The 24,398-nt window shown below is 36.2% G+C and carries 22 protein-coding genes; 8 read left to right on the forward strand and 14 right to left on the reverse strand.

What is annotated here, in order from left to right; genetic code table 11:
• Position 1: 1 nt before the first annotated feature.
• The 6 genes from JOD96_RS05460 (at position 2) to JOD96_RS05485 (ending at position 9,383) form a co-directional block, all read left to right on the forward strand.
• On the forward strand, positions 2-1,519 hold the full coding sequence (locus tag JOD96_RS05460) for a RagB/SusD family nutrient uptake outer membrane protein (protein ID WP_209563258.1): 1,518 nt from the start codon (positions 2-4) through the stop codon (positions 1,517-1,519).
• Between the two features lie 128 nt (positions 1,520-1,647).
• Positions 1,648-2,829: a glycoside hydrolase family 88 protein gene (locus tag JOD96_RS05465; protein ID WP_209563259.1), complete on the forward strand. Its 1,182-nt coding sequence runs from the start codon at positions 1,648-1,650 to the stop codon at positions 2,827-2,829.
• 99 nt (positions 2,830-2,928) lie between these two features.
• Positions 2,929-5,262 carry a glycoside hydrolase family 2 protein gene (locus tag JOD96_RS05470; RefSeq protein ID WP_245188354.1) on the forward strand — a complete coding sequence of 778 codons (2,334 nt, stop codon included), beginning with the start codon at positions 2,929-2,931 and terminating at the stop codon, positions 5,260-5,262.
• A gap of 179 nt (positions 5,263-5,441) precedes the next feature.
• Positions 5,442-7,259, forward strand: coding sequence for a glycoside hydrolase family 2 TIM barrel-domain containing protein (locus tag JOD96_RS05475; protein WP_209563261.1), 1,818 nt, complete (start codon positions 5,442-5,444; stop codon positions 7,257-7,259).
• 58 nt (positions 7,260-7,317) lie between these two features.
• Positions 7,318-7,878 (forward strand): DUF2911 domain-containing protein, encoded by a 561-nt coding sequence (locus tag JOD96_RS05480; protein WP_209563262.1) that lies wholly within the window; start codon positions 7,318-7,320, stop codon positions 7,876-7,878.
• Between the two features lie 110 nt (positions 7,879-7,988).
• Entirely contained in the window at positions 7,989-9,383 is a 1,395-nt protein-coding gene (locus tag JOD96_RS05485) for a serine hydrolase domain-containing protein (protein WP_209563263.1), read from the forward strand.
• A 71-nt stretch (positions 9,384-9,454) separates the two neighbouring features.
• Here the strand turns inward: JOD96_RS05485 and JOD96_RS05490 are convergent, their stop codons facing one another.
• Genes JOD96_RS05490 through JOD96_RS05500 form a run of 3 tightly spaced genes read right to left on the reverse strand, consistent with a single transcriptional unit; the run spans position 9,455 to position 13,289 of the window.
• Positions 9,455-11,665, reverse strand: a complete 2,211-nt coding sequence (locus JOD96_RS05490; RefSeq protein WP_209563264.1) for a xanthine dehydrogenase family protein molybdopterin-binding subunit — start codon at positions 11,663-11,665, stop codon at positions 9,455-9,457.
• 8 nt (positions 11,666-11,673) lie between these two features.
• The gene (locus JOD96_RS05495) at positions 11,674-12,654 is read right to left on the reverse strand and encodes an FAD binding domain-containing protein (protein WP_209563265.1); all 981 of its coding nucleotides are present in this window, start codon (positions 12,652-12,654) and stop codon (positions 11,674-11,676) included.
• On the reverse strand, positions 12,651-13,289 hold the full coding sequence (locus tag JOD96_RS05500; RefSeq protein ID WP_209563266.1) for a (2Fe-2S)-binding protein: 639 nt from the start codon (positions 13,287-13,289) through the stop codon (positions 12,651-12,653). The genes JOD96_RS05495 and JOD96_RS05500 overlap by 4 nt, the downstream gene beginning before the upstream one ends.
• A 235-nt stretch (positions 13,290-13,524) precedes the next feature.
• Here JOD96_RS05500 and JOD96_RS05505 point away from each other — a divergent pair, with 235 nt between their 5' ends.
• Positions 13,525-14,661 (forward strand): cysteine desulfurase family protein, encoded by a 1,137-nt coding sequence (locus JOD96_RS05505; protein ID WP_209563267.1) that lies wholly within the window; start codon positions 13,525-13,527, stop codon positions 14,659-14,661.
• Here the strand turns inward: JOD96_RS05505 and JOD96_RS05510 are convergent.
• From JOD96_RS05510 to JOD96_RS05520, 3 genes are read right to left on the reverse strand one after another with little or no spacing between them, the layout of a single operon-like run.
• Complete coding sequence (locus tag JOD96_RS05510) at positions 14,658-15,239, reverse strand: NTP transferase domain-containing protein (protein WP_245188355.1); 582 nt, start codon at positions 15,237-15,239, stop codon at positions 14,658-14,660. The two genes, JOD96_RS05505 and JOD96_RS05510, sit on opposite strands and share 4 nt — an antisense overlap.
• Positions 15,240-15,249: 10 nt before the next feature.
• The gene (locus JOD96_RS05515) at positions 15,250-16,368 is read right to left on the reverse strand and encodes an XdhC family protein (RefSeq protein WP_209563269.1); all 1,119 of its coding nucleotides are present in this window, start codon (positions 16,366-16,368) and stop codon (positions 15,250-15,252) included.
• A 46-nt stretch (positions 16,369-16,414) separates the two neighbouring features.
• Complete coding sequence (locus JOD96_RS05520; protein WP_209563270.1) at positions 16,415-16,900, reverse strand: copper resistance protein NlpE N-terminal domain-containing protein; 486 nt, start codon at positions 16,898-16,900, stop codon at positions 16,415-16,417.
• Positions 16,901-17,158: 258 nt separating this feature from the next.
• Here JOD96_RS05520 and JOD96_RS05525 point away from each other — a divergent pair, with 258 nt between their 5' ends.
• Positions 17,159-17,491, forward strand: a complete 333-nt coding sequence (locus tag JOD96_RS05525; RefSeq protein WP_209563271.1) for a YegP family protein — start codon at positions 17,159-17,161, stop codon at positions 17,489-17,491.
• A 53-nt stretch (positions 17,492-17,544) separates the two neighbouring features.
• On the opposite strand, the gene JOD96_RS05530 is transcribed toward JOD96_RS05525, so the two are convergent.
• The 8 genes from JOD96_RS05530 to JOD96_RS05565 all read right to left on the reverse strand — a co-directional run bounded on the left by JOD96_RS05530 (position 17,545) and on the right by JOD96_RS05565 (position 24,226).
• Positions 17,545-17,931 (reverse strand): helix-turn-helix transcriptional regulator, encoded by a 387-nt coding sequence (locus JOD96_RS05530; RefSeq protein ID WP_209563272.1) that lies wholly within the window; start codon positions 17,929-17,931, stop codon positions 17,545-17,547.
• Between the two features lie 215 nt (positions 17,932-18,146).
• Positions 18,147-18,560: a hypothetical protein gene (locus JOD96_RS05535; protein ID WP_209563273.1), complete on the reverse strand. Its 414-nt coding sequence runs from the start codon at positions 18,558-18,560 to the stop codon at positions 18,147-18,149.
• 468 nt (positions 18,561-19,028) lie between these two features.
• Positions 19,029-19,208: a hypothetical protein gene (locus JOD96_RS05540; protein ID WP_245188356.1), complete on the reverse strand. Its 180-nt coding sequence runs from the start codon at positions 19,206-19,208 to the stop codon at positions 19,029-19,031.
• Between the two features lie 31 nt (positions 19,209-19,239).
• Positions 19,240-19,557, reverse strand: coding sequence for a DUF3817 domain-containing protein (locus tag JOD96_RS05545; protein WP_209563274.1), 318 nt, complete (start codon positions 19,555-19,557; stop codon positions 19,240-19,242).
• Positions 19,558-19,559: 2 nt separating this feature from the next.
• Positions 19,560-20,018 carry a hypothetical protein gene (locus tag JOD96_RS05550; RefSeq protein ID WP_209563275.1) on the reverse strand — a complete coding sequence of 153 codons (459 nt, stop codon included), beginning with the start codon at positions 20,016-20,018 and terminating at the stop codon, positions 19,560-19,562.
• A gap of 65 nt (positions 20,019-20,083) precedes the next feature.
• Positions 20,084-20,680 carry a TetR/AcrR family transcriptional regulator gene (locus JOD96_RS05555; protein WP_209563276.1) on the reverse strand — a complete coding sequence of 199 codons (597 nt, stop codon included), beginning with the start codon at positions 20,678-20,680 and terminating at the stop codon, positions 20,084-20,086.
• 241 nt (positions 20,681-20,921) lie between these two features.
• Positions 20,922-22,856 (reverse strand): family 43 glycosylhydrolase, encoded by a 1,935-nt coding sequence (locus tag JOD96_RS05560; RefSeq protein ID WP_209563277.1) that lies wholly within the window; start codon positions 22,854-22,856, stop codon positions 20,922-20,924.
• On the reverse strand, positions 22,856-24,226 hold the full coding sequence (locus JOD96_RS05565; protein WP_209563278.1) for a glycoside hydrolase family 27 protein: 1,371 nt from the start codon (positions 24,224-24,226) through the stop codon (positions 22,856-22,858). Before JOD96_RS05565 ends, JOD96_RS05560 begins: the two co-directional genes overlap by 1 nt.
• Between the last annotated feature and the right edge of the window lie 172 nt (positions 24,227-24,398).

Consider the following 24,398-nt stretch of genomic DNA (forward strand, 5'->3'; position numbering starts at 1 on the left):
CATGAAAAAATATATAGCTTTTCTTTTCTTCGGGACACTCGCTTTCTTTAGCTGTTCTGATCTGGAAGAACATCCGGTAGGAATTATTCGTCCAGAAAACTTTTTTAACAATACAGACGATTTGCAGGCAGCTGTAAACGGAAGTTTTGCCAATATTGCCCATAATAACTATTGGGGACGCGAATTTACGATTGCCTTAATGCTTAGAGATGATATGGCCGATATCGGTGACCGAACAACGCAGGCAGCGCGTATTGATGTGAATGACATGAATATGAACGACACCAATGCGCTTGTAGCAAACTTCTGGCCTCAGTCTTATGTGATCATTACAGCAGCAAATCAAGCAATTGAAGGTGCTAAAAAAACACCCGGAGATCCTGCAAAAGTAAACGCCATTGTGGCTCAGGCTTATTTTGCGAGAGCTTTTACGTATTATCATCTGGTACGCCTTTTTGGAGATATTCCGTATATTGATTTTGTTGTAAATGATGTGTCTCAGGTAAATTCTTTAAAAAGAACTAAAGCAGAGGATGTGTATCCAAAAATCATTGCCGATTTGGAATTTGCCAAACAATGGCTTGATGACAAACCAAAAGTAAAAGCAGTTCCCGGCAAAGGTACTGCTGCGGGATATCTGGCTTCTGTTTATTTAACGCTTCATAATTATCAAAAAGCATATGATGAAGCTAAATACGTAATTACAAATGAGGCAAAATTTGGTTTAGGATTAGATGCAGATTTTCAGGATTTATTTAATGCTACAAAAGCCGCATCATTAAAAGAGCCATTGTTTACCATTGACTTCAACAACCTGACATCGGGTAACTATGGTCAGGATTATACCGCATTTTTTACAGGTTCACTAAAAGACGACAGCTACAGCTACGGTCAGGGATTTTCTGTAGCGGTGCCATCTCTGAAAGTTTTTAACACCTGGGATCAGAGAGATTACAGGAGAGCGGTAAGTTTTGACACCATCATCAGAAAGAAAACGGGGCCAGGTGGTTCCTTACAAATTTATCCTTCAAGTGATAACGAAAAAGCACCTCGCCCGCATATTGCCAAATATTATCGTTTTCCCGGAAAAGCAGGTGCCAACGGAAGAACTTCACAACACAACTATATCACAATGCGTTACGCCGAGATATTACTGACAGCTGCTGAAGCCTTAAACGAAATCACACCGGGAACTGCAGAAGCCGACGGTTATGTAAACAGAGTGCGTGCAAGAGCAAGAAATAAAGCGGGCAAGCAAGTTTCTTTTCCTGCAAATGTAATACCTGGTTTATCTCAGGCCGATTTTAGAAAAATGGTTATTGATGAAAGAAGATTAGAACTGGCGTTTGAATATATCAGATGGTACGACATCAAAAGGCTTCAGAATGGCCCTGAAGTATTTGGTCCAAACGGTTTAGAACCTCACACTTTTGATGTAAACAAAGATTATTTGTGGCCGTTACCAGGAACTGAATTAGCGATCAATCCTAATTTAAAACCGAATAATCCCGGGTATTAAAAAACTCATGTTGTCATCCTGACGAAGGAAGGATCACACGAGGAACTATGCATGCAAAATCGCTAATCTTTGTCGATTCTCAAGTGTGATCCTTCCTTCGTCAGGATGACAAAACTAAAAACAGACATATGAATAGAGTTAGTTACTTTTCTTTAATTCTAGGGTTTGCACTGCTGACAACAGCGTGCAAATCCGGAATTAATTCTCAGATAAAAACTTCGGCAAGCGCTGAACATCTTCTTGAAACCCGTTACAGAATGATGATGGAATATCCTGTAGATTCTCTGTCAATGCCACGCAGCATGACCATAAAATCCAATCTCATAAAGAAAGTACCTTCGCGAGATTGGACAAGTGGTTTTTTTGCCGGAAACTTATGGCAATTGTACCGATTAACAGGTAATCCTGATTATAAAAAACAGGCCGAGAAGTGGACTCCTTTTAGTAAAAAAGAAAGTGTAAACAGAGGTTCGCATGACGTTGGATTCAAAGTTTTCTGTGCTTTTGGCGAAGGCCTGAAAGTCGAAAAAAACAGCGATTACGAGAAAACAATCATCAAAGGTGCCGAAACCTTATGTACCCGTTTTAACGAAAAAGTGGGTGCTATTCGTTCCTGGGACTTCAACAAAGAAATCTGGGATTATCCGGTGATCATTGATAATATGATGAATCTTGAATTGCTCTTTGAAGCATCTAAATTATCAGGTAACAAAAAATACCACGATATTGCTGTAAAACATGCCAATACTACACTAAAAAATCAGTTTAGAACAGACAACAGCTGTTATCACGTTATTGATTATGATCCAAATACAGGTGCTGTCAGAAAGAAAACAACCCTGCAGGGTTACAATGATGATTCTGTTTGGGCACGCGGTCAGTCCTGGGCGGTTTACGGATTTACGATGTCTTACCGATATACAAAAGATAAAGCGTATATCGATCAGGCAGAAGCAACTGCAAAGTTTTTTATGACACATCAAAACCTGCCCGAAGACGGGATTCCGTATTGGGATTTTAAGGATCCGGGAATTCCAAATTCAGCACGTGACGTATCTGCCGCAACTATTATGGCGTCTGCGTTATATGAACTTTACGGTTATACCAAAAATGAAAGTTATCTCGCTTTCGCGGATAAAATAATCAGGACTTTACATTCTGAAAAGTATATTTTAAACAAAGAAATCAATGCGCCTTTTATTCTCGATCATAGTACGGGTAACTGGCCAAAACATGATGAAATCGATGAACCTATTGTATATGCCGATTATTATTTTCTGGAAGCATTACTACGAAAAAAAGACTTATAACATATGAGAAAACAACCTTACCACTATAAGCCTTTTTTTGCGTTAGTTTTTGTTTTTCAGTTTTGTCTGGGCAGCGTTTTTGCCCAGACAAAAACTATAATGCGAACAAAAATTAATATCAATGACAGTTGGCTTTATTTAGAAAATAATACTCCAAATCTAAAAGACGCTCAAAAAGCAGCCAGCTGGAGCGCCATAAATTTACCACACAGCTGGAACAGCGAAGATGCTACCGACTTAAATCCCGGTTACAGACGTGATGCAAGCTGGTATCAGAAAAAACTAAACATTTCTGAAATTGATAAGAACCAGCGTTATTTTTTATATTTTGAAGGAGCTAATGTGACTACCAAAGTATATGTAAACGGAACAGAGGCCGGTGGTCATATCGGTGGTTATATCGGCTTTACGATAGATGTTACCAATTACATCAAAACAGGAAACAATGACATTTTTGTTCGTGTTGACAATAGTTATGATATCGAAATAATTCCGTCACAAAAAAGTGATTTTTTTATTTATGGAGGAATTACACGTGATGTCTGGTTTCTGTCCAAATACAAAAATCATATTGATAAACTGAAAATTACAACTCCCGAAGTATCGGCAAAAAAAGCTTCGTTACATGTTATTGCATCAACTGTAAATCCTGATTCTAAAGAACTTTCATTAACTGTGGTTCTCAAAAACCCGAAAGGAAAAAAAGTAGCGAGTAAAACCGTTTCGGTTACGGATAAAAAATCGAGTATAATTTTCGAAAACATTAAAAATCCGGAATTATGGGATACACAAAATCCTAATTTATATACGGTAACCGCTGTTTTATCAGAAAAAAAACAGGTTCAGGACAGCATTAATGATAAAATAGGTTTGAGATGGTATGAGTTTAAAGACCATGGCCCTTTTTACCTTAACGGAAAAAGACTTTTGATTCGTGGTACACACCGACATGAAGAACAAGCCGGGGTTGGTGCTGCGATGAGCAATGCCCAGCATCGTGCCGATATGGAATCGATAAAAAAGATGGGAGCCAATTTTGTTCGTCTGGCCCATTATCCACAAGATCCGGAAGTCTATAAAGCCTGTGATGAACTTGGCCTTTTGGTTTGGGATGAATTGCCTTGGTGCCGTGGCGGAATTGGAGACGAACTTTGGAAAATGAATACCAAAAATATGCTGGCAGAAATCATCAGTCAAAATTATAATCATCCAAGTATTATTATTTGGTCTTTAGGAAATGAAATGAACTGGCTTCCTGATTTTCCCGATGGAGATAATACCGAAAAAACAAATACTTTCTTAACGGAACTAAATGATATTGCGCACCAATTGGACCCGGGCAGAAAAACAGCAATCAGAAAATATTATGAGGGTTCACATATTGTAGATGTCTTCTCTCCTTCTATCTGGTCTGGCTGGTATTCCGGCAGTTATAAAAGCTATCAAAAAGCAATAGATGTTTACAAAAAAGAATACAAACATTTTATTCATGCTGAATATGGCGGCGACAGTCATGTCGGGCGTCACAGCGAAAACCCAATTACCGGAGAAAATATTATAAAAGCCGAAGGCTGGGAAGAAGCAATTGTACAGACCAAAGTCGCAAATATTGCACAAATTGGTGACTGGAGCGAAAATTATATTGTCGATTTATTCGACTGGCACTTGCATATATCCGAGAATGATCCAACGTTTGTGGGTAATATTCAGTGGGCATTTAAGGATTTTGCAACGCCATTACGCCCCGAAGATGATATTCCGTACATGAACCAAAAAGGATTGGTGGACAGAAACGGAATTCCAAAAGATGCTTATTATGTTTTTAAAAGTTACTGGAGCAGCGAACCATTCACTTATATCGAATCACATACATGGACAGAACGTCAGGGTCCTGAAAATACACCCAGAACTATAAACGTTTTTAGCAATTGCGAAAAAGTAACGTTATATCACGAAGGAAAAAATCTTGGTGAAAAACAACGAAATACCGCCAGCTACCCTGCTTGTGGTCTGACGTGGGACATTAATTTTAAAAAAGGAGAAAACATCTTAATTGCAACAGGAAAAAATAAAGAGGGGAAAACAGTTTCGGATACTTTGAAAGTAAATTATCGTTTTAACAAAAATGAAGCAGCTGTATCATTGCAATTATCTTCAGAAAAACTAAAAAACGGAAACTATCTTGTTACAGCTATTGCCGTAGATAATAACAATTTACGTTGTTTAGATTATGAAGAAAGCGTATATTTCCAATGTCTTAAAGGTGGGAAAACTTTAAAAAACCAGGGAACACCAACAGGAAGTGAATCAATCAAAATGGCAAACGGAAAAGCTTCTATTGAAGTTATTCCCGATGGATTAAATATTCCTGTTGAAATGACAGTGCTGAACCAGAATTTTAAAGGGGAATATCTGAAGATTCCGGTAAATTAAAGTTTAAAGGCAAAGTACGACAGAATTTGTCATTTCGATCCCGAGGCTTCGGGAGAGAAATCACACAAGAAATTCTATGAAGTAAATCGCCAATCTTTGTCGAGCTTCTGCTGTGATCCTTCTCCGAAGCCTCGGGATCAGGATGACAAAAACCAATACACACAATAAAAAGAAAAAAAATGAAAAAACTATTAACCACATTACTCCTAACCTCTTTTGTTTTTGGGTTTGCACAAAATCAAAGTCTAATCTCAAACGTTCAGAACAGAAATACAACTTCTTTGAACGGCGTTTGGAATTACATTGTAGATCCTTATGAAACGGGTTATTACAGTTTTCACCATGATGTTTATGATCAGCAGAAAAAACCAAGTAATGCTGCTTATTTTAATAATTATCACGCTGTAAACAAACAGGAACTGGTCGAATATGATTTTGATAAATCTCCAAAAATAAACATTCCGGGCGATTGGACTTCTCAGGTTCCGGAGCTTAAATATTATGAGGGAACTGTCTGGTTCAAGAAATCTTTTGATTATGATTTAAAAGCAAAAAAACGTCTTTTTGTCTATCTCGGAGCTATAAATTACAAAGCAGATGTTTATTTGAACGGAAAAAAACTGGGCACACACGAAGGAGGTTTTACACCATTTAATTATGAAGTTACTGCTATTGTAAAACCAAAAGACAATTATCTGGTTATAAAAGTAGACAATACACGCCATAAAGAAGATGTGCCAACGCTTAATACCGATTGGTGGAATTATGGCGGAATCACTCGTGATGTGACACTGATTGAAGAATCAGAATCATTTATAGAAGACTATACTATTCAGTTAAACAAAAATGATAAAAACAAAATTTCAGGTTTCATCAAAATCAATAATTTAAATCCGGCTCAAAATCAGGCCTCGGTCACTATACCCGAACTAAAAATTAATTATAAGGGGAAAGTGCCTGCTGATGGTATTTTGAAATTTGAAATTCCGGTGAAAAAAGTTTCTTACTGGTCTCCCGAAAACCCCAAATTATATGACGTAACGATTGATTTTAACGGTGAAAAATTAAAAGACAATATTGGTTTCAGAACGATTGAAACTCAGGGTGACAAAATTTTATTAAACGGAAAACAAATCTTCTTGCGCGGAATTTCGATTCATGAAGAAAATGCAAAAGGGGGACGTGCAAACTCTGAAGAAGATGCTTTGCGCTTATTAAACTGGGCGCAGGAACTGGGCTGCAATTATGTACGTCTGGCACATTATCCGCATAACGAAAACATTATCAGAATGGCCGATAAATTAGGCCTGATGGTCTGGGAAGAAATTCCGGTTTACTGGACTGTTGAGTTTACCCGAAAAGAGACTTATCAAAACGCTGAAAACCAGCTGACATCGGCAATAACACGAGACAAAAACAGAGCCTGTATTATTATCTGGTCAATGGCCAATGAAACTCCGATTTCTGACGCGAGAAATGAATTCATAAAAAATCTGGCAGACCATACAAAGTCACTAGATAACACAAGATTAATCAGTGCTGCGTTACTCACACAAAGCGGTTCGGATGGTTTTGGAACCATAAATGATCCTATTGGCGAATATCTGGATATCATTGCATTCAACCAATATTTGGGCTGGTACGGAGGTAATTTGGAAGATGCCGAGAAGATTTTATGGAAAACAAAATACAATAAACCGGTAATCGTTTCTGAATTTGGAGGCGACGCAAAAGCCGGGTTGCACGGAGAAAAAAATGAACGCTGGACAGAAGAATATCAGGAATATCTTTATATTCAAAACTTAAAAATGATTGAGAAAATCCCTCATTTAAGCGGTTTAAGTCCGTGGATTCTGGTAGATTTCAGATCACCAAGAAGATTGCTTCCGGGAATCCAGGATGAATACAACAGAAAAGGACTTATTTCTAATGACGGTCAGAAAAAGAAAGCTTTTTACATTATGCACGATTGGTACGAAAAAAAGAAAAAGGAATAAGTTTTTGAATCCTTTAAATCTCTATTTTTGTATGAATCCTATTAAAAAATACTACATTATGAAAAATTTTAGTCTGTTGACAATTCTTTTATTATTTGTTTTTTCTGTGAATGCCCAAGAGGTCAAATTTCCTCCTCTGGATGCAAGTCCGGCCGATATTGCTTATTTTCCAAACAAAGCAGTAAAATTCAAAAAAACCGATTCTCCTTCTGCTATAATTAAAGTTACCTATTCAAGACCTTCTGCAAAAGGAAGAGTGATTTTTGGTGATTTAATTAAGTTTGGTGAAGTATGGCGCGTTGGTGCAAACGAAAGTACGGAAATCAAATTCTACAAACCTGTTACTATAAATGGTGTTGCAGTTCCTGCAGGAACTTATAGCCTTTTTGCAATTCCTGAAAAAGACAAATGGACGATCATCATAAACAAAGAGCTTGACTTATGGGGCGGATATGCTTATGATGAAAGCAAAGATTTAGTAAAAATCGTAGTTCCGGTTAAACCAATTTCTACTCCTGTTGAATCTTTATCTATCGCCTTTACCACTCAGGGGGCTGTAACTAACCTGGTTATAGGCTGGGATAAAACAATGGTTGAAGTTCCGATTACAATCAAATAATTGATTTTAAACTTTTTATAAAAAGGAGACACTTAAATTTTTTAATTAAGTGTCTCTTTTTTTTATAACTTTCATCAATTAACTAACCAACAACCTTTTAAAACCAAAAGATGAAAAGAAACCACATACTGCTTTTATTTTTATTGACAATTTTCACTGGTTATTCGCAGCAATTTAAGGCGACTTATGAACAACTAAAAGAGTATGAAGGTATATATGAGTATGTAAATAAAACTACTCTCAAGATAGCTGCTTCTCCAAAAGATACTACACTTTATGCTATTATAAATGAAAGTAAATACAAATTAAAAGCGATCGATAAGGACATTTTTGAAAATATGTCTAACGAAAAGGTCACTTTTAATAGAAAAGCAGGTATTGTCAGCGGGTATACTTCTGAAGAAAATACTTATAATCTGATTAATAAAAAAGTAGTTTTCCCAAAGGAAATGTGGTACGCTAGACTAAATACTCCAAAAGACTACAAATATGTGTATGTACAGCCAAAACAGGAACCTGATGGCATACTGACAGCAAATCTTGATAAATCGGGTTTAGATAAAACATTATTGAATGAAATGATGTCAAAGATTGTCGACGGAACACTTCCAAACGTTCATAGTGTTTTGATTATAAAAGACGGTAAATTGGTATTTGAAGAGTATTTTTATGAATACAACAAAACTAAATTGCATGAATTGCGATCTGCAACAAAAAGCTTTGTCTCGGCCCTGACAGGAATTGCTATAGATAAAGGTTTGATTAAAAGCAAAGATGAAACTGTTCTGTCTTATTTTCCTGAATATACATTTAAAAATCTTAATGAAGATAAAAGGGTAATTTCTATTAAAAATCTTCTAACCAATCAAAGCGGTCTCGATTGTGATATAAGCAACCCGAGATCTGAAGGAAACGAAACAACAATGAACAATTCTCCTGACTGGATACAATATACTCTTGATTTACCAATGATTGATGTACCCGGAGGAAAAGGAATGTATTGTTCTGGAAATCCAATAATACTAGGCCGAATCATTGAAAAAGCAACAAAAATGCCTTTGCCAGAATTTGCAAAACAAACTCTTTTTAAGGATATAGGAATTAAAAATTTTGTTTGGAATTTTAAACCCGATACTTCCAGTGCAGAAACTTTTTGTCAGCTCTACTTAAGTCCGAGAGATATGGGAAAACTAGGTTTACTTTATCTGAATCAGGGCCTTTGGAATGGAAAACAGGTGATTTCAAAAGACTGGATTAAAGAATCGCTTACCAAACAAACAGTAATGCAGGGCGTGAATTATGGCTATTTATGGTGGCTCAAATATCTGGATGCAAATGGCACACGCTATAACGGAAAAGCTGCACAAGGAAACGGCGGTCAGAAAATTTATATCTGGGAAGAACAAAATATGGTAACCATTATTACCGGCGGAAATTATAATTCGCAATCCCCTAGTGACGAGATTATTCAGAAATATATTTTGCCTGCCTTTAATAAAAAGTAATTTTCACTTATATAAAAAATCCCTTTAAGATTTATTTCTTAAAGGGATTTTATTTGAAGTATAATAGTCAATTACGCAGTTACAACAGACGCTTCTAATATCTTATCTAACGTAATTGGCAAATCTCTGACACGTATTCCTGTAGCATTAAAAACAGCATTGGCAATTGCGGGTGCCATACCAACCAAAGCTGTTTCGCCAAGACCTTTGGTTCCCATAGGGTTGCTAATAGGGTCTTTTTTATTTACAAAAAATACTTCCTGTTTTTCTATATCGGCATTTACCGGAACATGATAATCTGCAAAATTATTATTGATCGGACGACCAAATCGATGATCGATTTCCAGCGCTTCCATCAATCCCATTCCAATTCCGCCAACAGCTCCTCCGTACATTTGCCCTGCAGAAGTTTTTTGGCTTATTACAGTTCCAATATCAGCACAGGAAACCACGTGGGCAAGTCTTATTTTTCCAATATTTGGGTTTACCAGTACTTTTACAAAATGTACCGAATACGAATAGATAGAGTATTTCTTTGCTTCTTCACTTCCTTTTGATTCTTTTTCTGCCGATAATTCTTCTAACTTGTTGGCACCAAGCAATGAAACTACAGAAACTTTTTTTGAACTGTCTTTTTTAGATGTTACCAATCCATTTGCCAGAGTAAGATCATCAGCAGTTATATTTTTGAAAACAGGATTTTCTGCTGCAAGACCAATCGCTTTGCTTACCAATAAATTACAGGCATCATGAACAGCAGAACCAACAGATGATGTTGTTGCCGATCCTCCTTGAGTCGGGCCTTTAGGAAGTCCGCTTTTCCCCATTTCGATTATAACATTTTCTACAGGCAAACCGGTAATTTCTGCTCCAATTGCAGTCATCATCGTTGCCGTTCCCGGCCCCATATCATTCACACTGCATTGAAGTACCAGATTTCCGTCGGCCAAAAATTTTGCTTTTACCGAAGTTGTATTTCTATACGAACCAAAAGTTCCGGTTCCCATTCCATAACCCACGAGCCACTCGCCTTCGCGAACACTTCCCGGGGTATTTTTACGGTTTTTCCAGCCAATTTTTTCCATTCCGGCCTCGTAGCAATCCATAAGATATTTACTGCTCCAGGGTTTATTTTGTTCCAGATCTTTGTCGGCATGGTTTAGTTTGCGAAATTCGATCGGATCCATATTTAGTTTATATGCCAATTCATCCATGGCACTTTCTAATGCAAAAGAACCTGTAGCTTCTCCCGGACCGCGCATCCAGATTGGCGTGCAGGTATCAACGGGAACAATACGGTATCGGGTAGTAACATTTTCGCAATTATACAGAAAACGTGACATGTTAACTGTGCCTTCCATAAAATCTTCATATGAAGAAGTCTGAGCTACAGCTTCGTGTGTTAATCCTAATAGTTTTCCATCTTTTGTGGCTCCCATACCGATTTTCTGGATAGTATAAGGGCGATGTCCTACATTGGTAAACATTTGTTCACGATGAAGGACTAGTTTTACAGGTTTTCCCAGTTTTTTTGCTCCAATAAGCGCGGCAATTTCATACGGCCAGGTATGTAATCCCATACCAAAAGCTCCTCCAACATATTCTGAATTTACAGAAACATCTGTCGGCGGAATTCCAAATACGGTTCCAACGCTTTTTCTGGTCCCTTCAACCCCCTGACTTTTGGTATAAAGTGTAGGTTTATCCCCATCCCATTTAGCAATAATATTTGCGAGTTCCATCGGGTTGTGCACTTCTGTCGGAATTGTATAATCTGCTTCTAAAATTACTGCTGCATTTTTATATCCGTCTTCCGTACCTCTATGGTAATCGTTACCTTTAGCGGTTTCGACTTTTCTTTCTTTGTCTTTTGCTTTATTAAGATCTGTTGTATGTTCTTCTTTTATATATTCTGCCTTGATTAAACTTGCGGCATACTGCATTCGCTCAAATGTATCTGCAATCACAAGTGCAATTGGCTGATCATAATACAGGATTGTATCATCTTTAAAAATCTGCAGCGGCTGTCCAAAATTATGCGGATTTTTAGCTTCTTTATACCCAACAGGTTTATCTACGTTTAAGTGTGTGATTACGCTTAGAACTCCCGGTGCCCATTCTGCTTTTTTGGTGTCTATGCTTTTTATTCTTCCTTTTGCAATCGTACTTCCTACCAAACAGGCATATACAACTCCTGCAGTTTTATACTCTGCAGAATAAGTTGCTGTTCCGGTTACTTTTGCAAATCCATCTACTCTGTTTATGTTGCTTGTTTTACTCATAATTCAAATTATTTAGATGCTGCGATAGTAAGTGCTTCGATAATTGCGTTTGGTCCTAATGTCAATTTAAAATCATTTTCACCATAACTTTTTGCCCCTTTCATGGCCAGATCTGCTGCATGTCTGAAAGTCTCTGCAGAAACGGATTTGCCTTTCAGGTATTGTTCTGTTTCAGTAAGTCTCCAGGGTTTATGAGCTACACCGCCCATAGCCAGTCGTGCCTCATTTATAACATTATTTTTTATATCAAGACCTACTGCTACAGATATCAATGCAAATGCATAACTGCTGCGGTCGCGTACTTTTAAATAATGAACATGTTTTGTAAAATTATTATCCGGAATTTCAACAGAAGTTATAATTTCTTTGGCATCCAGATTGTTGTCTTTTTCAGGGGTATTTCCCGGAAGACGATGAAAATCTGTAAATTTAAGTTCTCTTTTGCCTTTTGGGCCTTCGACCAATACTTTCGCGTCAAGCGCTGCTAGTGCCACACACATATCACTAGGGTGAACGGCAATACAGCTGTCTGAAGTTCCAAAAATAGCATGCATTCTGTTTGCTCCTCCAATTGCACCACAACCACTTTTAGGTTTTCGCTTGTTGCAGGGCATGTCTGTGTTGTAAAAGTAAGCACAGCGTGTGCGTTGCAGCATATTTCCCCCTACGGTCGCCATATGCCTGATTTGTTGTGAAGCTCCGGCAGCTAGTGCCAAAGCCAGCAAAGGATAATTTTCCTTAATTGTTTTGTCTTCTGCGACCTGACTGTTTTTTGCCAATGCCCCAATAGAAACTTTTCCGGTTAGGAATTCTATTTTCTTTAAGTCCAGTCCGTTGATATCAATAAGTTTGTCCGGCTCGGTTACTCCTTTTTTCATTAAATCGACCAGATTGGTACCTCCGGCAATAAACATGGCCGAACTTTCTTTTGCAATGCTCGAAACAGCAGATCCTGATGATAATGCTCTTATTATTTGAAAATTTTTCATGACAGCATCCCTCCTTCCTTAACTTCTGTAATAGCATCTACAATATTATGATAAGCACCACATCTGCAGATATTTCCGCTCATGTATTCGCTGATTTCTTCTCTGCTGTTGGCGTGACCTTCTTTGATGCATGCAATTCCCGACATGATTTGTCCCGGCGTGCAATATCCGCATTGAAAACCATCATTTTTGATGAAAGCTTCCTGCATTGGATGAAGTTTTTTTCCTTTTGAAAGTCCTTCGATTGTAGTCACCTGAGCATTTTGCTGCATGGAGGCTAGTGATAAACAAGACAATATTCTTGTGCCGTTTACATGAACTGTGCAAGCTCCACACTGACCGTGATCGCATCCTTTTTTAGTTCCTGTCAATTGCAATTGCTCTCTTAATAAGTCTAAAAGTGTCGTTCTTGGCTCCACATTGAGATTGTGTTTTTTGCCATTGACCTCAATAGTCAGCGGAACTGTCTCCAGATATTCTGCTATTTTTTCGTCCCATTTATTTTCAGAAGCTATTATTAATGAAGGCGGCGACAATGCAAGGGCAGTAAGTAATCCTGACTTTTTTATAAAATCTCGTCGGGATGTATTTGACGCATTGTCAACTTCATTTTTACTATTTTTTTTAGAAGCCATACGTACAGTTTTTAGGAATTAACAATATTGTCTGTGGTAATCCTAACAAATTTAACAATACTATGCGAGAAATTATTATAAAATTCGCACAGAATCAATTTAAATAAGCGTTTTCATTTTCAAAAAAAAATGTTCGAATTCAATTAAAATTAAATCATTTTATTAATTTTTGATTTTAATATTGCTGTAGTTATTCATTTTTTAAAATTGTATTTTTACATATTAAGCCAAAAAAATGCAGCCTCAAAAAACAATTTATCTCGATAATAATGCCACTACCCGTCTTGATGAACGTGTACTGGAAGCTATGCTTCCTTACTTTACAGAAAATTATGCAAATGCCAGCAGCGCACATCTGGCCGGACTTTCTGTAAATGAAGCTGTTGAATTTGCAGCATGGCATACGGCCGGTTTAATTGGTGCAAAAGAAAAAGAAATTGTTTTCACTTCCGGCGCAACCGAATCTATAAACCTGGCGATTAAAGGTTTTGCCGGTCAAAACCGTACACATATTGTTACCGTTGCTACCGAGCATAAAGCTGTTTTGGATACGTGTCTGTATATGCAAAGTATTGGTTTTGATGTTTCCTTTGTCCCTGTAAATTCAGATGGGTTATTAGATCTGGATTTATTAGCGAAAACAATCACCAATAACACTATAATGGTAGTTGTGATGATGGTTAATAATGAAACCGGTGTGATTCAGGATTGCAAGGAGATTGCCCGTCTGGCTCATTCAAAAAATGTTCTTTTTATATGTGATGCTACTCAGGCGGTGGGAAAAATTCCGGTAGCGGTAGAAGATCTTGGTATTGATCTGTTAGCTTTTTCTGCACATAAATTTTATGGCCCTAAAGGTATTGGCGCATTGTATATTTCATCAAAAGCAAAAATAAAACTGAGTCCACAGTTACACGGCGGGGGTCAACAACGCAAATTGCGCAGCGGAACTTTGAATGTTCCCGCAATTATTGGTTTAGGAGAAGCATGCGAAATTGCTCTTGCAGAAATGAAAGCAGATGAAGAAAGAATTAATACATTAAGAAACCACCTCGAAGAAAATTTATTAAAAATTGAAGGATCTTTTATAAACGGAAATGCTCAAAAAAGGATTTACAATACTTCTAATATTTGTTTTCCGGGAATAAGTGCACAAAGATTGATTATTGCTTTGCAAAACATCGCTGTTTCTGACGGTTCTGCCTGTTCATCTGTAATTACTGAACCTTCACATGTTTTAAAAGCTTTAGGTTTATCGAATGAAAATGCATTGAGTTCTGTACGTTTTAGTTTAGGTAAGTTTACCACTTTTGAAGATATAGAAGAAACAATTGAAAGAGTTACTACACTTGTAAAAGAATTAAGATCTTAGTTAATCAGATTATGATAATCTTCTATGGTATCGATATCTACGGCTCCTTTTTCGAATAAAACGGAAGCGGTATCGTCTGAAAATCTGGTAATTATTTTTTTTGCTCCCTCCTTTCCTTTCAATTCTAATAATGCATCAAAGTATTTTTTATCAAATAATACCGGCGTACCCAGTGTTTGCGAATATGATGATGCAATTATTCCTTTTCCGGTTTCAAAATACGTGTTTAGTAAATCTTTAAATACAGAACTTGAAAGATGAGGCTGATCGCATACTGTAAAAATACATTTCTGTATATTAGGATGCAAAGCCAAAAGCTCTTTAAGGCCTTTTGCAATTGAACTTGACATACCTTTTTCCCAATCTCCGTTATAGCATATTATTGTTGATTGTGTATACGCCTCATTTTGAATCACATCATGATTTGCTCCCGTTACAACAAAAATAATAGCATTGGGAACCAGAAAAGCTTCTGCAATTGCAGTTTCTAACAGCGTTTTATTTTTATAACGCAATAATTGCTTAGGTGTTCCTAATCTGGAGGAATTTCCGGCGGCCAAAATAATTATTGCAGTCATTTCGTTCATCTCAATCAGTCTTTACAGTGTGTATTTTTTCTTTTTTATATTTTAATGAACTGCCATTTGCACCACTCATTACAGCTTTAATTTCGGCAACAATCGCTAATGCAATTTCCTCAGATGTTTCAGAGCCAATATCAAGTCCTATTGGACCGTGAATACTTTTAAGCTGTTCTTCATTAGGAATTATACCTTCATCACCCAGTTCGTTTAGCATTCTGTTTAGTTTTGTTCTTGGACCCAATACTCCGATATAATTACAATTTCGTTTCAAAAGCTGTTTTAATACCTCCAAATCATATTTGTAATTATGCGTCATTAAAGTAAAATAAGTTTGCGAATCAATATTGATTTCCTGAACTAATTGCTCTGGAGCTGCAACTATTATTTCTTTGGCTTCGGGAAACCGTCTTTTCGTAGCATGGGTTGCACGCCCTTCTCCAACAATGATTTCCCAACCTAAAATTGACGCTACTTTTGCAAGTGGCTGGACATCGTTTCCTGCTCCTGCTATAACTAGCAAAACCGGCGGGCTTATATATTCTATAAGTACCTCGTTTTCAGGATTATCTTCTAATTTTATTATAGTTGAAGCCTTATTATGAAGTGTTTTTTCTACGTCTTTTAAAATTTGCAATGCAATGGGATTGCCGTATAAAGGTTCTGTATTTTCGCGATAAAATAAAATAGTCCCGATTTGTGCTGCTGTTCTTTTTAATGAAAAAACAGTTGCCACAACTGCATCTTTTCGTTGGGTTTTTAACTGTCTTAAAAGATGTATGGGATTATTTGGTTCGTCATCATTAATATATTCAAACAGAATATGAACAATTCCGTTACAGCCTAATTGCAAACCAACCTCAGAATCATCTTCGTTGCTGGTGTTGTAAGTAATAAGTTTATTTTGCTTCTGGTTTATAGAAAGCAGTGCTTTCTTTAGTGCATCTCCTTCCAGGCAGCCTCCGCTGATAGCACCTGTCAGCAAGCCATCTTCTGTAACAAGCATTCGTGCTCCCGGCTGGCGGTAAGAAGATCCTTCAACTTTTACTACAGTTGCCAAAGCTGCCTTTTTTTGTGCTGTTTTTGCTTCTGAATAAGCTTGCAGAATTTCGTTTATTTCCTTCATTGTAATTATGTCCTCTAACAAAAATAAAGGATTTTTTACTCAAATTCTATTTCCTTAGTATTAAAGAATAATTCAATTCTGATTTAATGATTTGTCTTTTATTATTCAATAAATAAATTTTATCCGGATTTTTACTGTAATGGCCATAATAAATCTGCTCTGTTTCGGGTTTGTCCCAATTCAAAATATAAATTGTTCCGTCGGGATCATCTTCTAATCCTCTTTCCAGATTATAAGTTCCTTTTTTAATCCATTTCTTCTCAGGTTTTTTTCCTTTATAGATACTAACCAATTCAAATGTATGGCTTTCCATTGTACCATCTCCCTGATAAATTTTGAGAGTGGTTTCAATTCCTGAACAATCTGCACAGGGCAATACGCCCTGATATACAAAAGCCTGATGCAAACTATTGCTATCTTCCAGAATAGCAGATTCTGTACTTCTCAGGGAAGAGGGTACGACATTGTCATTCTTTGCAGAATTGCAGGACAATAGCTGAATCATCATTATAAAGAAAAACATTTTTTTCATGATATTGTATTTAAGTCATAAATATAAAGAATATTCTTATTTAAAATAAAATTATGCTTTCTCAAATTTAATAGCAAATAACATTTTTTTAAACATAACAAAAACACAGCAAACTTAATACCAGTAAATAAAATCTGATTTTTTATGTTATATTTTTTTATCATACAACTGTTTATTTTTTATCGAAACCTATATTGTATGACTAAGTTTTGTATTTTTATTTCTGCAAAATAAACAGCAACCTTAAACCAAAACTATATGGGAAAATTTGTAATTAATCAAAGAACTAATGGTGAATTTCAATTCAATTTAAAAGCCGGAAATGGTCAGACTATTTTAAGCAGTGAAGGTTATTCTTCTAAATCTGCCTGCAGCAACGGAGTTGAATCTGTAAAAACCAACTCACAGGATGATAGCAGATATGAAAAAAAGGAATCAACAAATGGCAAATATTATTTTAGCCTAAAGGCAGGTAATGGTCAAACCATTGGTTCTAGTGAGATGTACGAAAGTGCATCCGGTAGAGATAATGGTATAGAATCAGTAAAGACAAATGCGCCCGATGCCACAATTGACGATCAGACAGCATAATTTATAAGACTTAAAACTAAAAAAACGAGGCCATAAACCTCGTTTTTTGTTTTCTAAAGCGGACCAAATTTCTTTTTGTATCTATTTAGTTCTTCTTCTGTTTTGTTTAATAATTTTTCAAGGAGCATGATTTTATCTTCATAAAGTTCCTTTAAGGCGACGCTGTTGTCAGAATTGATCATTATGCTGCCGTTATTATTTCCTTTTACTTTATTAAAACTATTAAAATACCGCTGACTGTCAAAACTAAGAATGTCTTCAACACTGACTTCTAAAATGCGGGCAATTTCAACTAATTTCACAAACGAAAGAACCGTTTTTCCTTTTTCAATTTTACTGTAACCCGCCTGGGTTACTCCTAGTTGATCTGCCATATATTCCTGAGTATAATTTTTTAACTCTCTAATGCTTTTTATTTTATTTTTTATTGAAGTGGGCATAAGCTTGATTTGGGGGAGAATAGTACAGCTAAACTGTCTGCTAAACTTGCGTACAGCAACTGTACTTATGCATGATTATGATACCACTTGTAGTAGGGGTTTGGTAAAGTGGTATTTTTTATTTTTTTCTGGTAGTAATTATAAAACCGTATACTATTGCAACGACAATAAAAGCTACATCGTAACCAAAAATTTCGTTTGATAACATGGCTGTTTTAAGTATTAGATTTTTGTAGTTGTAAATTCCGGTCAAATTCCTGGTCCAGATACAGGTCAATTTGTTTGCCTATTAGAGGCCGGTCAAGGTTTTTAATTTTAACCCGTATTTCATTTTGGTAAACATCTTTTACGATTACATAATATTCGGAATCGATGTTTCCGTGAAATCTGTAGATGATAATAATGGTATAACATAACAAAGTGGGGACGATATAATACAATTCCATTACATCTGAGAAAACCATACAATAATAAGCGATGGCTGTAATGGCTATAAATATACCGTTTTCAAGAAGATAAGACTTCTTCTTTTTGAGTAATCCGAGCTCAACAATTTCATTAGAACTGTATTGCCAGCTTTTAGATCCATAGTGAAAATGCACCTGATCATGAGTAATAGTAAAGAACATAATAATTTAGTAGTTATATAATTGAGTGTTTATTCGGGGACGTTGTCAAAGCATGCAATCAAATGGCTAACATTCTTACAAAAACATCCAAATACGTTGGTTTTGATCAAAACTTTGTATTCGCAATATTACGCATAATCCTGTTTTTTTTCTTACAAAGCATCTTATACAATATAACTACAAGTTGTAATTCAATCCAAATATCAATTTTTACTTATTCTTTTATTCCTGATATAACGATTTTACTTATATATTTTTTTTATCAATAAAATATGGTCCTGATGTAATATTGAGAGACGAAAGCTAATAAAAAAAATAGACGTAATTCTAATTCGGAACTGTTTATAAAAAAACTTAACATACAAAAAAAAGCTGCTGATCCGGGAAAAGAATCAGCAGCTTAAGCTTTATAAAATTTAGGAATGCAAGAGTGTTATTCTTCTAAAATTTCACACATAAAACCCAAATTTATAATTTCGTTTTTGATAGTTGCATCTGCATTATCTCTACATCATCAACCCGCAGGATTTTGTCGCAATCTTCCAGATCAAAAATAAAAGAAGCGTCAGGAAATATGTTTTTAAGTATTTTTAAAATTCTGTTGGATTGTCTTTTTGAATTTACATTGGTTTTGAAAATCTCGATCATGACTTTACAAATAATAGGTTTACTAAATCGGCTATTGATTCTCAATTTCTATTTTGCTCAAAATTTTATGATCGATATAAAAAGTTCCGAACGGAATGATACAGGCCAAAAGCACTTTCCATGTAGTGGTTTTAAATTTCCAGTTTTGCTCTACTCCTACACTCAGCGCATTGAATATAAAAAGCAAAAACAAGGCGCCATGAATTGGTCCGAGCATTTTGGTTCCCAATGGATTACCTAAAATATATTTTAGCGGAACAGCTATAAAAATTAAAATCAATAATGAAATTCCTTCAAGAAGTCCAAGAATTCTTAATCGTCCGATGTTTGTTTTAAAAAAATGTGTCATAATTATCTAAAATAAGGTCTGTTTGCAAGAGGTGAAAATGGCCACGGAATGGCAATAAAAATGATTAGCAGAGCAATAGAAAAGTAGATAAGCATGGTTTTGAATTTATCTTCATCAACTGCTTTTCGTTTGGAGACCGCAGAACCAATTGTGATAAGAACAATTGCAATAAGCATTAATACAAAATGAATTAATCCAAAGAAAATGGTGTTTACATCTTTTGATGCTTCTGCAAAATTATTCCAGAGGTACTTAATTATCGGACTTTGAGAATACAGCACAATTCCCAGCATAAGTTGTACATGGGCAATTGTGGCCGTCCAGTGACGAACTGAATTATCTGTTTTGGAGAACGATTTTTTTTGGGTATAACCTTTATAAGCTCTTACAAGAGAATAGAATAAACTCAGGAGAACAAGCCATCTTACGATGGAATGCAAAAATAGTAGTGTTGGATACATTGTTATTTGTTTAAAATAATAATGCAAATATAAATAAAACATACTATTTAGTATGTTTTTTGAAACTAGTTTTTCTTCAAATTATTTAGATACGACTTAAGCTCTTGTAAATAAACATCATAGTAATCATTATTATCCGAAAGTTTACCAAAATTTCGGATTCCCCAATAGCCGGACAATACAAAGAGAGCGACTTGTTGTTCGTTTATTTCAGATTTTATAAGTCCCGATTTTTTTCCGTTTTTTAATGCGGTCTGCATGGCGTCTTTTAGTTCTGTGGTAAGTTTGGCAAGCGCGTCACTAAAATGCTGGTTTATCGGAGACATTTCCTGAGTAAGGTTTCCTGCAGGACAGCCGTATTTTTTTAGAAGGAATTCATTTTCGAGCAATAAATAATGCATCATCTTATAAATATCGTTTACTGGATCTGCAGAACTCAGTAAGGGTTTTACGAAATCTCCCTGCATCAGCGGATACATAATTTCATTAATCACGGCAAGTCCCATTTCTTCCTTGTTCTTAAAATGATAAAAGAAAGCTCCTTTTGTTACGTTTGTTGCTGCAATTATAGTATCGATACTTGTTGCCTGATAGCCATGTGTATAAATCAGTTCAAATGATTTCTGGAGGATTGAAAGTCGTGTAGAGAGTGCTTTTTTCATAAAAAGATACCAGTTAGTATTCTTTGCAAAGGAATACAAAAAACAGGAACTTTACAAAAGATCTAATGGAAACAAGTGCTCTAGCCCTGATAGGAGCGGTATCCTTTTTCTGGCTCCTTTAGCCAGGAAAAGATATAGCGGATAGCAGGAAACAGCTCCAAATTCTAAAATCAAAATTTCTGAAAATTAAAAAACTGCTCCAATACAGGCGGAGCAGTTTTGCATTAAACCAAAATTAAAATTACTTAATCGCTTTTATTCCTTCATGAGTAGGAATAACTTGTTTTATGGTTCCGTCCGGGTTAAATTCGAGTTTGTCGATACAGACTTCACGGTGAAAACCTGCAGCGTCGCCCATCTTTATTCCGGTTGGGTATGAGAATCTGTGATAGGTAATGTACCATTCGTCTTTGTTGGGAATTTGCAATACCGAGTTGTGTCCGGTGGCATAGATTCCTAAATCCGGTTTTCCCTGAATTATGATATTATTTTCGGGCATTTCAAGCGGTCCGGTCGGTGAATTTGAAATGGCATATCGCACTTTGTAATTTGGACTTCTGGTATCATCTTCACTCCAAAAGAAATAATATTTCCCGTTTCTGCTGATTACATAAGTTCCTTCTCGAAAAGAATCGTTTACGGCAATTGTTTTGGTGCTTCCTTCTTTTAATGAAGTCATATCTGGATTTAATTCGGCTACTGCCATGTACATATTGCCCCAATACAAGTAACTTTTTCCGGTTTTTGGATCTGTAAAAACATCCGGATCTATTTCCTGACCGTCCTTAATTCCTTCTGGCCTTGTGCTTACGATTGGTTTTCCGCTGTCTTTAAAAGGTCCTGTCGGGTGGTCTGAAACGGCAACTCCAATTTTTTGAGCAGCAGTAAAATAATAGAAATACTGATATTTTCCTTTTATCTTTTTTTCTACGATACACGGTGCCCATGCATTTCTGTTGGCCCACGATACGTCTTTTTTGAGGTCAATTATAATTCCTTCGTCTTTCCAGTCAACAAGATTATCTGATGAAAAGGTTTTGAAATAATATCCTGACCAGCCATCAAATCCGTCACTTGTTGGATAGATATAGTATTTTTTTGTTTTGTTGGAATATAAAATTTCGGGGTCTGCATAATATCCTCCTAAAACCGGATTGTTATTTACTTTTGGATATTTTGCCGGCATTCCCCATTTGGCTGTAATCCTTTTTAATTCAGAACGGGTGATGGGCAAAATTGTTCCGTGACGCGGATTAAAATCCATTGAAATATCATTGTCTATTACTGTAAAGTTTTCTAAATCTTTTGTTTTTGTAAACTGATATTTTCCTTTGGTATACACGTCGTACATCAAAATATACTCGTCAGAGTTGTTTAGTCTGAAAACTCCTGAGCCTTCTACCCCATCTTTTGTCTGTTGGAGGTAATTATCATTTTCAGTCCATTTTCCTGAAGTCAAATTGGTTGTAGTAGCTACTTTTATTCCTGCTTTTTCTGTTTCGGTTTTATAGAAAAGGTGGTAATTGCCGTCTTTTTCTATAATGTCTCCGTCGATGCAGGCGCGTTCAGATTTTGGAACAAATAATAATTTTGGTGCACTCTCCAAAGCTGTGAAATCTTCATTTGCGTAGGCGTAATAAATTTTATCAGGACCTCCGGCATGTTGCATGCTAAAGTAAATCATGTATTTTCCTGCTTTGGCATCGTAAATAGTTTGCGGTGCCCAGACTCTTTTTAGGTTTTCATTTCCGGGAAACAGGGTCTGAATATTTACAACGGTACTTTTCCAATTTACCAAATCGGTACTTTTTAATAAAATTATTGCCCTGTTGCTGTCCCAGCCTTTGGATGACGTCATATCGGTCAGAACCATATAAAAGGTTTTTCCGTCTTCGCCACGCAAAATATGCGGATCCCGAACGCCTCCTGTAGAACTAATTGTTTTGCTGTCGATAACAGGTTTGTTATCGTTAAGATGGTAATAATGATAACCGTCTGCACTGACTGCGTATCGAACCGCCTCTTCTTCAATAGAGTTTCCTGTAAAATATACAAATAGATAGGCTGTAAGGTCTTTGTCTGCAATTCCGGGCGGAATACCGTTTGTTTTGTTCTGGGCTTGTATGCAATTAAAAAACATTGAAAATAATACAATGTTTAAGAATATTTTTTTCATTATTTTTTACTTTTAATCTTATACAAAACCGAACTGTGAGGTTTTAATTCTTCTGCAATTTCACCTGACGAAATAGTCGTTTTAACGCCTGTCCACAAATTGGTTAATTCTAATTTTTCTGAAAGATTTAAATCTGAGGTATTAACTGATACTTTTTGTGTATTTGCATCTGAAATATTGAATAACGCCAGATAGGTACTTCCGTCTTTTTCATTTTTTGACGTTACTGCGATTTTTCCGTCTTTTTGAAAAAGCTGTTTTACGGCAGTGCTTTCGTTATGCATTTTTACAACTTCTTTATTTGTTAATAATGATAATGTAAAGGCATCATTACTTGGCAGATCACCGCCAAAAAACAAAGGTGATTTAAAAATATTAAAAAATGTGATTAACGTATATTGTTCTTCTTTGGTTAAGCGCGTCATTCGGTCTTCTCCGCGTTCCCCTCGTATCGAAATTCTTCCCAAGGGAATCATATCGCAGTCTGGCCACGTTCCCGGCGCAATATGAGGATACCATTTTTGAGCAACATCCATTAAGTGCGTTATGTGTGGCCATGTATCCCATACATCATCTACCATTCTCCACATATTGACGTGAGTGCTTACGTGTGCTGCGGCAGAAACTGGTGTTTCTCCTGGTGATGTGCTCAATACAATTTTGCGCCCGCAGTTGTCAATCGCATTTCTTATGAGGTTGATTTCTGCTTCATGGTACGGTCTTGACAAATCATCTATTTTAATAAAATCAACGCCCCATTGCGCATACAAATCAAATATCGAATTGTAATATTCCTGTGCTCCTGGCTTGTCTGCTACAATAGTATAATTGTCTTTTAGCCATTCGCATTGCAGCGCAGTGGTATAAACCTGGTCTGCAGTGATTCCGTTTGCGCCTTTGATTGGCATTTTGTCTTCTACTGCTTTTTTAGGAATACCGCGCATAATATGGATTCCGAATTTTAATCCTTTTTTATGTATATAATCTGCCAAAGGCTTAAACCCCTGTCCATCTTTTGCTGACGGAAAACGGTTTACTGCCGGCAAATACCGCCCATATTGATCTATTACATATCTCGGATCTGTCTGGTTGTAACCTCCTGCTTTGTCATTTTCTACAAACCATCTGATGTCGACTACAACATATTCCCACCCGTATTTTTTGAGCTCTTTTGCCATGTAATCGGCATTGGCTTTTACTTCATGTTCTTCTACCGTTGGCCCGTAGCAGTCCCAGCTGTTCCAGCCCATTGGCGGGGTTTGTGCCCATTGTTTGAATTCTTCTTTTTTGAAACTTTTGGTCTGAGCTATGGATGTGACAGTTAGAAACATTGTTCCTATTGCCAGAGTTAGTACGTTTTTGATTTTCATTTTGTGTAGTTATGTGTAGTTTTTACACTTTAAATATAATGAAATTTATTATTGTGCCGATAATCTTGTAAAATTAGACCTAACAGGTTTTAAAAACCTGTTAGGTCTTTGAAAACAAAATGCTTACAGGTCATTTTTTTTGCCACAGATTAAAAAGATTTAGATGATTTTA

This window comes from Flavobacterium sp. 1355, from assembly GCF_017833415.1.
GTDB lineage: Bacteria > Bacteroidota > Bacteroidia > Flavobacteriales > Flavobacteriaceae > Flavobacterium.

Bases quoted from the DNA above. Each gene is read 5' to 3' on its own strand.
- JOD96_RS05460 (WP_209563258.1), top strand. From the start codon at position 2: ATGAAAAAATATATAGCTTTTCTTTTCTTCGGGACACTCGCTTTCTTT.
- JOD96_RS05465 (WP_209563259.1), top strand. From the start codon at position 1,648: ATGAATAGAGTTAGTTACTTTTCTTTAATTCTAGGGTTTGCACTGCTG.
- JOD96_RS05470 (WP_245188354.1), top strand. From the start codon at position 2,929: ATGCGAACAAAAATTAATATCAATGACAGTTGGCTTTATTTAGAAAAT.
- JOD96_RS05475 (WP_209563261.1), top strand. From the start codon at position 5,442: ATGAAAAAACTATTAACCACATTACTCCTAACCTCTTTTGTTTTTGGG.
- JOD96_RS05480 (WP_209563262.1), top strand. From the start codon at position 7,318: ATGAAAAATTTTAGTCTGTTGACAATTCTTTTATTATTTGTTTTTTCT.
- JOD96_RS05485 (WP_209563263.1), top strand. From the start codon at position 7,989: ATGAAAAGAAACCACATACTGCTTTTATTTTTATTGACAATTTTCACT.
- JOD96_RS05490 (WP_209563264.1), bottom strand. From the start codon at position 11,665: ATGAGTAAAACAAGCAACATAAACAGAGTAGATGGATTTGCAAAAGTA.
- JOD96_RS05495 (WP_209563265.1), bottom strand. From the start codon at position 12,654: ATGAAAAATTTTCAAATAATAAGAGCATTATCATCAGGATCTGCTGTT.
- JOD96_RS05500 (WP_209563266.1), bottom strand. From the start codon at position 13,289: ATGGCTTCTAAAAAAAATAGTAAAAATGAAGTTGACAATGCGTCAAAT.
- JOD96_RS05505 (WP_209563267.1), top strand. From the start codon at position 13,525: ATGCAGCCTCAAAAAACAATTTATCTCGATAATAATGCCACTACCCGT.
- JOD96_RS05510 (WP_245188355.1), bottom strand. From the start codon at position 15,239: ATGACTGCAATAATTATTTTGGCCGCCGGAAATTCCTCCAGATTAGGA.
- JOD96_RS05515 (WP_209563269.1), bottom strand. From the start codon at position 16,368: ATGAAGGAAATAAACGAAATTCTGCAAGCTTATTCAGAAGCAAAAACA.
- JOD96_RS05520 (WP_209563270.1), bottom strand. From the start codon at position 16,900: ATGAAAAAAATGTTTTTCTTTATAATGATGATTCAGCTATTGTCCTGC.
- JOD96_RS05525 (WP_209563271.1), top strand. From the start codon at position 17,159: ATGGGAAAATTTGTAATTAATCAAAGAACTAATGGTGAATTTCAATTC.
- JOD96_RS05530 (WP_209563272.1), bottom strand. From the start codon at position 17,931: ATGCCCACTTCAATAAAAAATAAAATAAAAAGCATTAGAGAGTTAAAA.
- JOD96_RS05535 (WP_209563273.1), bottom strand. From the start codon at position 18,560: ATGTTCTTTACTATTACTCATGATCAGGTGCATTTTCACTATGGATCT.
- JOD96_RS05540 (WP_245188356.1), bottom strand. From the start codon at position 19,208: ATGATCGAGATTTTCAAAACCAATGTAAATTCAAAAAGACAATCCAAC.
- JOD96_RS05545 (WP_209563274.1), bottom strand. From the start codon at position 19,557: ATGACACATTTTTTTAAAACAAACATCGGACGATTAAGAATTCTTGGA.
- JOD96_RS05550 (WP_209563275.1), bottom strand. From the start codon at position 20,018: ATGTATCCAACACTACTATTTTTGCATTCCATCGTAAGATGGCTTGTT.
- JOD96_RS05555 (WP_209563276.1), bottom strand. From the start codon at position 20,680: ATGAAAAAAGCACTCTCTACACGACTTTCAATCCTCCAGAAATCATTT.
- JOD96_RS05560 (WP_209563277.1), bottom strand. From the start codon at position 22,856: ATGAAAAAAATATTCTTAAACATTGTATTATTTTCAATGTTTTTTAAT.
- JOD96_RS05565 (WP_209563278.1), bottom strand. From the start codon at position 24,226: ATGAAAATCAAAAACGTACTAACTCTGGCAATAGGAACAATGTTTCTA.